Origin of the sequence: Bacillus sp. TH13, from assembly GCF_016651175.1 — a bacterium.
GTDB lineage: Bacteria > Bacillota > Bacilli > Bacillales > Bacillaceae_G > Bacillus_A > Bacillus_A thuringiensis_S.
The window spans coordinates 3,175,146-3,187,608 of sequence record NZ_JAEKEJ010000025.1 but is presented as its reverse complement, the minus strand read 5'-3'; the positions used below and the strand labels follow the sequence as shown (position 1 = coordinate 3,187,608).

Here is a 12,463-nt window from a genome sequence, read left to right as displayed (position 1 = left end):
CAGGTGCTTTTCCTCAAAAACACTCAATTACAAGTTTTTCCCAGCGGTCCAACCACCATCAATTACAAAATTAGAACCAGTAATAAAGCGGGCCTGATCAGAAATCAAGTACTCAATACATGAAACAATATCCTGCGGCAACCCCCAAGTATCTAAAGATTGATTACTTTTTATCATAGACATCAAGGCTGTATTACTAAAGTATTCTTCTGTAAGTTCAGTTCTAATAACACCGGGAGAAATACTATTTACTCTTATATTTTGCTTCCCAAATTCCATAGCCATCTGTTTAGTCAATCCGATTAAGGCATGCTTTGATGCCACATAAGCAGCTCGCTCTGGTTCAGCCATTAATCCAGAAACCGATGCTATATTCACAATACAACCTTTTATTTTTGATTCACACCATCGCTTCGCTACTTCCCTAGAAAGGATAAATGGGGCTACTAAATTTACATCAATTACTTTTTTAAACATATCATCGGATAAATTTAAAACGGGTGTTATCTCTCGAATACCAGCAGCATTTATTAATATATCAGGAGAAAGGTTTTCTAAATCTAATTGAGTAAAAAGATTATGAATCGCTTCGCTATTACTTAAATCAATTTGCACTACTTTCAAAGGCATGTCTGTTTTCATATAATCTATTAAATTATTATTATTAATATCAAGCGCTATTACATGAAAGGATTTTTCTAAAAAGTATTTTATACAAGCATGACCTATACCACTATTGGCTCCAGAAATCATAATTATTTTATTCTCTCTCATTTTGTCTCCTTATAAGAAAATGTTACTAATAAAATATCACGAAAAGCCTCAGTACTACATTCTGTTCCAAGTGGCGTTACGGCATGGAAAACCTTTTGTCCAAATACTAAAGTTTCTAAAGGCTCCTTCAAACTTATAAACTGATTAATTTCCCTTGGAGAATTGGCTATTAAATTATCTCCGCCAATAGCTGTATTACTTAAATTCATAAGGTGTAAAAACACTACTGGTTCATCATCTTTATGTAACCAAATAGGTGAACTAAAAGATGGTCTTTCTTTAGTAGCTTTATATCTTACTTGATGTAAACCTATAATTAAATCTTTACTTGTATCTATTATATTTGTTTTAAATGCAAATTCAGTATCGAAACGCACGATATTTTGAATTAAAGGATTATATAAAAAACTATCATTTATGCTATGGAACTGTCTAACTTTACCGCCATCATCATAGTTATATTCTTTAGATTGGAAGTAATCATTACTATTATCTAAAATATAATCTGGTGAATCAACATACTTTATATACCTTGAATAAGATCTAGCACGGCATTCACCGTACGCATCATCTTCCAAATTATAATAATCTAACTGTGCTTGTGTTAATAAACGATGATTCTCTTCCTCTTGTAAAAAGATTTCATTTGAGATTTCAAGGAATCCTTTAGATTCAAATTCATGTACCTTTTCTTCTATGCTAAAGCCACTCATTTTACTAAGAACAAACGTCATTATAAAAACCTCCACACTATTGTATTTTTCTTTCTCACCCTATGTTAGAAATGCAATACGTAACCGAGATTCTTGCTTAATAAAATTAAAAATTATGATATTCAATTAATACACCAAATGAACTATATGTAATCCATTAAAACTATTTCTTAAGCAATATTATATATCCTTTTGATTATTTTTTCTAATTATCTGAAGATTTATCAATATTAGTCTTAATATTCTAAATTAAAGAAATGTATTTTTTGGAAAGAGAAAACTGCGAGTATTGCAATTATTTATGTATATAACTTTTTTTAAAATTATATTTTAAATATAGCTAGTTTTTTATAAATTTTTTGATATAATTACATACGGGAAACGGGAAGAATTTTGTCTTCCCATGTGTTTTTATTTGCATCTAGTTCTTTTGCTAGATGCTTTTTTTATGCTAAAAAAGGTATCCTCAAATACTTTGAGGATACCTTTTCACTTTTATTATCTCTGCTGTTTTCTACCTAATACGAATAATCCAAAACTCATCATTACAAGAAGTGCTCCCATATATGGTTCCACAGGCATTTTCTGCCCTGTCTTCGGTAATTCTTTTTCCGGTTTTTCTGAATTCGGTGTTCCAGGTTTCTCTGGATTTGGTGTTCCAGGTTTTTCTGGATTCGGTGTTCCAGGTTTTTCTGGATTCGGTGTTCCAGGTTTTTCTGGATTCGGTGTTCCAGGCTTTTCTGCATCTGGTGTTCCAGGTTTTTCTGGATCTGGTGTTCCAGGTTTCTCTGGATCTGGTTTTTCTGGACCTGGTGGTGCTAAATGATTCAATTTGTTTAATACTTCTAATTGAACTGCATTTATCATTCCATTTGTAATTTCAAATGGAATTGGATTAGTTAATTTTTCATATCCTTTTGGTGCTTCTACTTCTACTAGTGTGTAGTTACCTACAGATAGATCTGCGATTTTTGCCTTTCCATCTTTATCTGTTGTTACTTTCACTACTACTTTGCCCGCTTCATCATGAACTTCAAACACAGCTCCTGATAAGACTTCCTTGCTTTCAGCGGCCATTTTTGTAATCTCCACTGAACCTTTGTCTAACTTTTCATTCTCTACTTTCAATGATAAGACTTTTGTCATACCTTTTTTAATTTCGAATGATACTGGTTCCGTTAACTTCTTGTAACCTGGTAAGCTCTTCGTCTCTACTAATTTGTATTTTCCTACTGAAAGATCTGAAACTTTTGCTTTTCCTTCTTTATCTGTCGTTACTTCTGTTACTACTTTGCCTTGCTCATCTTGTACTTCGAAGACTACGCCTTCTAATACTTTTTGGCTATCTTTATCTACTTTTGTAATTTCTACATTTCCTACATCCACTAATTCATTTTCTACAGTCAATTGTAATGCTGTAACTCTACCTTTTTCAATTTCGAATGAAACTGGCTTTTCTAGTGGCTTGTATCCTGTCGGTGTTTCTACTTCTACTAACTCATACTTTCCAATAGATAAATCTGAAACGTTTGCTTTTCCTTCTTTATCCGTTGTTACTTTTGCAACTACTTTTCCTTTTGAGTCACGTACTTCAAATACAACATTTTCTAATGGAGCTTTACTGTCTTTATCTATTTTTGTGATTTCTACATTCCCCGTATCTACCATTTCATTTTCTACAGTGAACGTTAAAGATTTTGTCATACCTTTTGTAATTTCAAATGGTACAGGCTTTTCTAATTTTTTGTAGCCTGGTAAACTCTCTACTTCTACTAGCTTGTACTTTCCTACTGATAAATCTGAAACTGTTGCTTTTCCAGCTTTATCTGTCGTTACTTTCGTTACTACCTTGCCTTTGTCGTCTTGAACTTCAAAGACTACACCTGCTAACGGTGCCTTATTATCTTTATCTATTTTTGTAATTTCTACATTTCCCTTATCTACCATTTCATTTTCTATTTTTAATGATAGAACTTCTGTCATTCCTTTTTTGATTTCAAACGATACTGGTTCTGTTAATTGTTTGTAACCTGGTAAGCTTTCTTTCTCTACTAATTTGTACTTTCCTACAGATAAGTCTGAGATTTTTGCTTTACCATTTTTATCTGTTTTTACTTCCGTTACTACTTTGCCTTGCTCATCTTGTACTTCGAAGACTACGCCTTCTAATACTTTTTGACTATCTTTATCTACTTTTGTGATTTCTACTGAACCTTTGTCTAACTGTTCATTCTCTACTTTTAATGATAAGACTTCTGTCATACCCTTTTTAATTTCGAATGATACTGGCTCTGTTAGCTTTTTGTAGCCTGGTAAGCTTTCTGCTTCTACTAGTTTGTAATTTCCTACAGATAGATCTGAAATTTTCGCTTTTCCTTCTTTATCTGTTTTTACTTTCGCTACTACTTTTCCTTTTTCATCTTGCACTTCGAATGTTACGCCTTCTAATGCCTTCTGGCTGTCTTTGTCCACTTTTGTAATATCTACTGAACCTTTATCTAACTGTTCATTCTCTACTTTTAATGATAAAACTTCTGTCATACCTTTTTTAATTTCAAACGATACTGGTTTTGCTAATTTTTTATATCCTGGTAAGCTTTCTACCTCTACTAGCTTATATTTTCCTACTGATAACTCTGAAACGTTTGCTTTTCCATCTTTATCTGTCGTTACTTCTGTTACTACTTTATCTTTTTCATCTTGCACTTCGAATGTTACGCCCGCTAATACTGCGCCACTTTCTTTGTCTACTTTTGTAATCTCTACTGAACCTTTATCTAACAGTTCGTTCTCTACTTTCAGTGATAAGACTTTCGTCATACCTTTTTTGATTTCGAATGATACTGGTTCCGTTAATTTTTTGTAACCTGGTAAGCTCTTCGTCTCTACTAATTTGTACTTTCCTACAGATAAGTCTGAGATTTTTGCTTTACCATTTTTATCTGTTTTTACTTCCGTTACTACTTTGCCTTGCTCATCTTGTACTTCGAAGACTACGCCTTCTAATACTTTTTGACTATCTTTATCTACTTTTGTTACTTCCACATTTCCCTTGTCTAACATTTCGTTTTCTACTGTTAAAGCAAGAGATTTTGTCATGCCTTTTTCAATTTGGAAAGTAATCGGATCTACTAATTGTTTATACCCTTTTGGTGCCTTTACTTCTACTAACTTGTATGTGCCGACTGATAAATTAGTAACTTGTGCTTGTCCTTTTTTATCTGTCGTTATTTTAGCGACTACTTGTCCTGCTGCATCTTGAATCTCAAATACTGCATCAGCTAAAGCATCTTTATTTTCTTTATCTACTTTTGTAATTTCTACATTTCCTGTATCCACTAATTCATTTTCTACTGTTAGCTTTAGCGCTGTTACTCTACCCTTTTCAATTTCGAATGAAATTGGCTTTTCTAGTGGTTTGTATCCTGCCGGTGTTTCTACTTCCACCAACTCATACTTCCCAATAGGTAAATCTGAAACGTTTGCTTTTCCTTCTTTATCCGTCGTTACTTTCGCAACTACTTTTCCTTTTGAATCACGTACTTCAAATACAACATTTTCTAATGGAGCTTTACTATCTTTATCTATTTTTGTTATCTCTACATTCCCTGTATCCACCATTTCATTTTCTACTTTTAATGATAGAACCTCGGTCATGCCTTTTTTGATTTCAAATGATACTAGTTTTTCTAGCTTTTTATAACCAGGTAAACTTTCTACCTCTACTAATTCATACTTTCCTACAGGTAAATCTGAAACATTTGCTTTTCCATCTTTATCTGTCGTTACTTTTGTAACTTCATTACCCTTTTCATCTTGGACGATGAATGTTACTCCCGCTAACGGTGCTTTATTATCTTTATCTATCTTTGTTATCTCTACATTTCCCGTATCTAACATTTCATTTTCTATTTTTAATGATAGAACTTCAGTCATGCCTTTTTTGATTTCAAATAATACTGGATCTGTTAGTTTCTTATAGCCTGGTAAACTTTCTTTCTCTACTAATTTGTACTTTCCTACTGATAGATCTGAGATTTTTACTTTACCATCTTTATCTGTTTTTACTTCCTTTACTACTGTTCCAGCTTCATCTTGCACTTCAAAGACTACGCCTTTTAATGCTTTTTTGTTGTCTTTATCTACTTTTGTAATTTCTACTGAACCTTTATCTAACTGTTCATTTTCTACTTTCAATGATAGGACTGTTGTCATACCTTTTGTAATTTCGAATGATACTGGTTCTGTTAGCTTTTTGTAGCCAGGTAAGCTTTTCGTCTCTACTAATTTGTACTTTCCTACTGATAAATCTGAGATTTTTGCTTTACCATATTTATCTGTTTTTACTTCTGTTACTACTTTTCCTTGCTCATCTTGCACTTCGAAGACTACGCCTTCTAATACTTTTTGACTATCTTTATCTATTTTTGTAATTTCTACTGAGCCTTTGTCTAACTGCTCATTTTCTACTTTTATTGATAAAGCTTTTGTCATACCTTTTGTAATTTCAAATAATACTGGTTCTGTTAGATTTTTGTAACCTGGTAAGCTTTTCGTCTCTACTAATTTGTACTTTCCTACTGATAGATCTGAAACGTTTGCTTTTCCTTCTTTATCTGTTACTACTTTTCTTACTACGCCATCTTTCTCATCTTGGACTTCAAATTCGACACCGGCTAATACTGCCCCGTTTTCTTTGTCCACTTTTGTAATTTCTATATTACCTTTGTCTACCATTGCATTTTCCACTTGTATTGGGAATATGCCGTCCCCTGTTACATTTACTTCGAACTCTGTTTCTTTTAATTGGTAGCCTTCAGGTGCTTTTGTTTCTTTTAAAATATATTTTCCTGGTGCTAATGGTTTAGAGATTGCCTTACCATCTTTATCTGTAACAATATGTTCGACTACTACACCGTCTTTTACTATATCAAACTCTGCATTTGCTAATGGTTTTTCACCATTTTCCGAATCAATTTTCTTTACTTCAATTTGACCCTTTTGCATAGTGTTTTTAATTTCAATTGTTTTTGTTTCTCCAGCTTGAAGTGTAACCTCTACTGGGCTTGTTAATTTTTGATATCCTTCTGGCGCCACTGTTTCATAAACTTTATACGTCCCAGGAGCTAAAGTTTGAGGTACTGAAAAACCTTTTTCGTCCGTTTTCAGTGTTGCAACAACTTCATTTGCACTATTTCGAACTTCAAATTCTGCACCTTTTAACCCTTTATTCGGATTCTCAGAATCTGTTTTATGAATCAATACTGTACCATCTTTTGGAGCTTCAGGCGGTGTAATAGTTACTTCTTTTGATGTTAATGTTTTATCATCAAAATGCAATTCCGCTTTATTAGGAATCTTCTTATCTACGTAAGAAGATAAGTCTGCATTATTTTTAATTTTCGCCTTGATACTAAGATTAATTATCTGGTCTTCATATGACTTATAGTCAAAACTCTCACCAAACGTAAATGTTACTTCACTTCTTTGTTTATCTATATTTAACGTTCCTTTAGAAGTAATATCTTGGCCATTTTGATCATACACTTTTGCCTCTAATACTTCTAAAACATCTTCTAAATCATCACTAATTACCATAGATGTGTATTTAGGAGGATCGTTCGGTATATGTGTACCAACTTGGTATTGAATAACTTGATCCATTTGTGTTAACTGCTCATTCTCTACAAGCTTGCCATTCTCATCAACTATATTTTTTTCAATGCTAGGTGGATTATTGTCACCTGAACCGGATCCTCCCCCACCACTTACAAATACTTGTCCTACTTTTTCTTCAGTTTTAATATTTTTACCTTCTAATTTCACAGTATTTTTATGAGGCTTTGCAGCAGGATTAGTAATCTTTGTTTTATATCTTAAAATATAACCTTTTGAACTGTCTGGAAACTCAATTGTAAATCCAGTCTTCGTTGCATTTATTTTAATGTTAGATAAATCTGCTGGCTTAATATTTGTTGGTGCATAACCATCTTCAAATACAGCCTCTTCTAATACTACGCTGTCTGTAATTAACTCATGCCCAGGTCCTAATGTATCTGTTAATTTAAGATCTTGCATTTCTGTTCCAGTTGCATTTACATATACAAGCCAATCAGCAATCGAAGGATCTTCTTGATTATAAGAACCCCATTTCAATAGATTATCTGTATTGGGCTGTGGCTTCGGTCTCTCTGTCGTATTACTTACATTTACTTCTTTATTGACGATTTGACCATCAACGTTAAATTCTAATGGAATTTCTTTAACACCATCATATGCTTCTAGACCAAAGTAGAATTCTACGAATAAAGAACCTTTAATGTTATTCTTTCCTTCTACGTAATCACCCATAGTACACGTTAATAGACCCTTTTTCATCTCACATGTACCAACTGTTTTTCCTTCAGCATCTTTTAAAGGAAAACTCATATTCATAAGGTCTTTTCGAAACTCTTTTGGCATATCAATTGTGAATTGATCTCCACTTTTTATTTTTTCTTTAGCTGACCACTTCACTTCTACTTTCATACCATCTGAGGCTTGATACGGTTCAGATGTCGTGCCGTCAGTACGGGAAATATTAATTTCGTCCACTGGACTTTTCATCACAGCAGCTTGAATAACTGGAGCCCACACATTCAGCACTGAAAATAATACTAGAAAAACTAATGAAACCATTGAAATATGCCTTTTAGTACTTTTCATTTGCATAGTTCCCTCCTATTTTTTTATATTTATATAACAAAAAAGACCGTCCGGTTGCATCAAAAATGTGCAACCAGACGATCTTAGTAACCAATATGTATTACCGTAGACTCTAAGCTTTGCGGCCTATCCTTTCGAATAGTGTGCTAAAAATATCTTTTATTCTTTTTTTGTTTCATTTTCCTCTTAAACCAAATATTACTATACCGTCTGGACGGTTATAATTCAATACTCTATAAAATTGTTCTATTTTTCTAATAAAAAAAACAATTCACCACTACATTAAATAAGTAATGGTGAATTGTTTTCACATTATATAGTTCGTATATTCTATTTATATGAATTACCAATAAGAGCTTGAATCACTTTTTCTCTTAACTCGGGGCTTAGTCTGCCAACCCCTAAATATTCCGAATACCATAATCCATCTGCTGCTAATCTAATAATTGTTGCACAAACTGAATCTATCTCATCGTTTTCTATATTCTTTTGCAGTTGCTGAAATGATTGTTGTAATGGCTCAAGTAATTCAGGTTTTAACATGAATGCTGCCATCATACTACTAGACAACTCTTCTGTTCTTCTCTCATTACTTAATCTTTCCTCTACAAAAGAGCGAACCCATCTCCCTTTCTTCTCTGAGTCTTCCGCTACTTTATTGTAAATGGCCCCCTCATAATCCTCTACCCCTCTGACTATCATACCTTCTATTAAAGCTTCTTTATTTGAAAAGTGATACAATAATCCACCTTTACTTACACCCGCCTCTTTTGCCACTGCTTCTAAGGTTAATTTAGCAACCCCTTTACATTGCACAATTTGAGAAGCGGCCGCCAAAATCTTTTGCCGCGTTATGCTTATACTCATTCCTTTTTAAAACCCCATTTCTACTAAATTTATATAAATACGAATCTTATTTTTAATATTGTTGATTACTACTAAGTATTTTCTTTATACAACAAAAGCTTCATTACCTTTGAATTTTTAGTTACTTATTCTATTTAAAATTTCCATATCATTCAATATGATAACATTAAATACACAAAGTTGACTATACATCTATACTTTTGTATTTATTCCTAATATATCCATTAGTGAAATTTACTTTATCCCGCAACATGGATAAGTATATTTCATTTATGTTACTCCTTTTATTTTTCCTAAAAATAATTTTACCTATTTTTTAGACAGAGTCCTCAAAAAAGAAAACCACCTCCCCCTAAAGAATATAGGGAACAGATGGTTTATATGTTTTATTAGAAGGTAGTGCCTTCTTTTTTATAATATTCTTTTGAAATCTCTTCATAAAATGCGGCTGATGTCGCGTAGAAATAAGGTGCTAACCATAAGAAACCGATTCCTACAGTAAGAATACTTAAAATGAACCAACCTAAGAAACTTAAGCATAGTAAAAAGTAATCCATTTTATGCCCGTTCATCATACGACGACTTTCAGTAATCGCTTGATTCGCTGTATATTCTGGATGATCATTCAAAATAAAATATGTCATAGAATAAGAAAATGATTTAATAATACCTGGAATAATAAGAAGTAATGTCCATAGAGTCAAGTATACATACATTAATAAATATGTTAAAAACGACTTCATCAACTTACTTCCATCGCTAAACCATCTAAATATATGACCAATGCGAGCATCAGTCCCACGAATTGCATTTAAAACAAGATAATAGGCACCTATTGTTAATGGACCTATAACAAGCATTACAATAATACTTACTGTAAGTGAATCACTTGCTTCTTCCCAACCCCAAAATATCGAGAAAATACCTGTTGTTAGCATTTCAACAGCTCCAATAAGGATTCCAATTAATAAGGTTGCCCCTACCGCTAATCCCCATCTTCCTTTTAATGCATCAAGTGCTTCTCTTTTCAACTGACTTATCATATATAACCTCCTAATATTATTTCCATTTTATTATACCATTTATATCAAAAATCCCACATATTTCCCTAAAACAGAAGCATATTACCTTTTTTCATGCGTATTGATACATGTGTGCTGTAGTTGTACTAATAAATGGATTAAACCACTCTTTTCCCTATAACAAAAAAGCTTGCCCTTCATAATAGGCAAGCTTTCTCTGGTTATTTCTCATTTATTTTCTTCTTATACCAAGCCTGCATTCTCTCCGCATCTTCTACTCTCGTATGCTCTATTTTATAACTAGATGATGCACTAGAAAACTTATACGTACATAAACCTGCCCGGCGCTGGAAATAGGATTGCGTTTTCTCCATTGATTGGACGTGTCTTCTTCTAATAAGTCCTGTATATTTTCCGACGCTACGATAGACAAGTGTAATTTGTTCTCCGTTAACACTGTAACCATTTGTTTTAAATGTTGCGTAGCCAAGTGTAAAGATAAAGATTGCAAGCGGTAGTAATGCCCACATGATGTAATACTTTTCAAAATATATGCTTATTCCAGTAAGCGGGATTGCGAACATAGCGAAAAAGATGAAACTATCAATAAGATAGCGGCGTAATGCTGCTTTTGGTAACGAAGTAATATTTGCATTCAGTTCGTATGGTAATTGTAAATGCGCGAGTAACTGTTGCACTCGATCTTTTCGAATGATAGGATGCAGTGTAACTTTTTCTTCTTTTCCCTCACTTTGAATGACTTCTACTTGCACAGCACAATAACCGAACGGTTGGCGTAAAATGCCTTCTTTTATCGTAATCCCTTGAATACGGTGTAGCTTTAGTACGAGTTCTTTTCTTTCCAGTAGCCCTTGGCAAATACGGACTTCATCATTTTTTCGATTTACTGTGAAGTTACCGTGTTTTAACGCGTAGCCAATTGTAGATATCATCCAAGAAACAACAAGTAAAACAGCTACCATATAAATCCAGCCATATATATCGTGGTCCATTACATATGACGTCACACTATTTTTTATCCATTTCGGAATATACTCATCTACTTGGTGATAAACGAAAAAGATTAAAGAGAATAATACTCCAAATTGACCAGATGTAACAGACGCTATTAAAATCTCTTTCCACGTTAACTTGTACTCTGTCGTTTGCTTTTCCTCTGTAACGATTGCTTTTTCTACTGTATTTTCTGCTGCTTCGTCTAACGTTTTTTCTGCTTTCACTTCTGGAGTTGGCTCATTTAGCAAAGTAATAAGCTCCGTCGCTTCTTCTACCGTAATTCCAGCTAAGCTAACTTCTGCTTCATCGCCTCCGCCAGCTGTTTCAATCTGAATTTTTTTCAAACCGAGTATTTGATATAGTACGTTAGAACTTGTATTAATCGTTTGAACACGTTCTTTATTTAAGTAGCTCTCCTTTTTCACGAAGAGACCTTTTTTCACATGTAATACGTTATTTTCAACCCAATATGTTGTGTAATACCATTTTTCAAACGCTGAAAAGACGGTGAGTAAACCGAATCCTGCGGGAATTAAATACCAAAACGGGAATTTTCCGTTTAAGCTAAACATAAAAATAATGAGTGGTATAAAATCTGTTATTTTTAATTCTAATAACATCGTGATTGGATGCTGCCTCTTATACATCCTCATCACTCACTTTCGCTAATTCTGCGATTTTCGTTTTCAACATTTCAGCTTCATACATCGTTAAACCTGGGATGCTATGAGAAGTTGCTGCTGTTGAAATGTGTAATTCTGCTAATCCGTATTTTCTCATAATTGGTCCTTGTTCAATCGTAACGTGCTGCACACGAATCATCGGTACTAATACACGCTTTACGACGAAAAGACCGTGCTGAATTTCAAGCTCTTCTTCATTTAGTTGGTAGCTGTAATAACGTTGACGTAGTTTCGGGAATAAGAAGTACGAAAATGGCGCGAACACAACTGTTAGCCCAATCATCACATACAAAATCCACGCCCACCAATCAAACTTTATCATGAGAAAAAGGTAAGCTAAAATGACGAGTATACCGATCCCTTCTTCAATTACAGCACGAACTTTCCACACCTTGACCATGTCAGGGTTAATTTCATTTTTCAATGGATCCATGTAACCACTCCAAATCTAGTAATCTAATATACGAATACTCTCAATCTATATTTTACATAACTTTACAGAAAATTAAAATTCAATCTTCTTTCCTCTCTGGAATAAAATATCCAAACCAAAGTAGCCAAATGAAACCGATTAACTTCATCCAACTTCCATCTGCTTGAAAAGCCTCTATCATACCTGGAATTTTATAAACTCCAATGAATCCAAGAAAACCGAGCCACCAGTTTTTTTGCATTTTCATTT

8 protein-coding genes and 1 riboswitch are annotated in these 12,463 nt (G+C 33.5%); all 8 genes read right to left on the bottom strand.

The window, feature by feature from the left end; all coding sequences use genetic code 11:
* Positions 1-27: 27 nt before the first annotated feature.
* Positions 28-774 (bottom strand): SDR family NAD(P)-dependent oxidoreductase, encoded by a 747-nt coding sequence (locus tag JFU02_RS24950; protein WP_001208944.1) that lies wholly within the window; start codon positions 772-774, stop codon positions 28-30.
* Positions 771-1,508: a 2OG-Fe dioxygenase family protein gene (locus JFU02_RS24945; protein WP_000144818.1), complete on the bottom strand. Its 738-nt coding sequence runs from the start codon at positions 1,506-1,508 to the stop codon at positions 771-773. Before JFU02_RS24945 ends, JFU02_RS24950 begins: the two co-directional genes overlap by 4 nt.
* Before the next feature lie 477 nt (positions 1,509-1,985).
* Positions 1,986-8,198: a SpaA isopeptide-forming pilin-related protein gene (locus JFU02_RS24940; RefSeq protein WP_201071832.1), complete on the bottom strand. Its 6,213-nt coding sequence runs from the start codon at positions 8,196-8,198 to the stop codon at positions 1,986-1,988.
* Between the two features lie 59 nt (positions 8,199-8,257).
* A riboswitch (cyclic di-GMP riboswitch) is annotated at positions 8,258-8,350 on the bottom strand.
* Between the two features lie 172 nt (positions 8,351-8,522).
* Entirely contained in the window at positions 8,523-9,059 is a 537-nt protein-coding gene (locus JFU02_RS24935) for a TetR/AcrR family transcriptional regulator (protein ID WP_000028019.1), read from the bottom strand.
* A gap of 389 nt (positions 9,060-9,448) precedes the next feature.
* On the bottom strand, positions 9,449-10,102 hold the full coding sequence (locus JFU02_RS24930) for a DUF975 family protein (protein ID WP_000625402.1): 654 nt from the start codon (positions 10,100-10,102) through the stop codon (positions 9,449-9,451).
* 200 nt (positions 10,103-10,302) lie between these two features.
* On the bottom strand, positions 10,303-11,745 hold the full coding sequence (locus JFU02_RS24925) for a PH domain-containing protein (protein WP_097821134.1): 1,443 nt from the start codon (positions 11,743-11,745) through the stop codon (positions 10,303-10,305).
* Positions 11,738-12,214, bottom strand: a complete 477-nt coding sequence (locus tag JFU02_RS24920; protein WP_000371370.1) for a PH domain-containing protein — start codon at positions 12,212-12,214, stop codon at positions 11,738-11,740. The genes JFU02_RS24925 and JFU02_RS24920 overlap by 8 nt, the downstream gene beginning before the upstream one ends.
* Before the next feature lie 79 nt (positions 12,215-12,293).
* Complete coding sequence (locus tag JFU02_RS24915; protein ID WP_000783816.1) at positions 12,294-12,461, bottom strand: hypothetical protein; 168 nt, start codon at positions 12,459-12,461, stop codon at positions 12,294-12,296.
* Positions 12,462-12,463 lie beyond the last annotated feature (2 nt).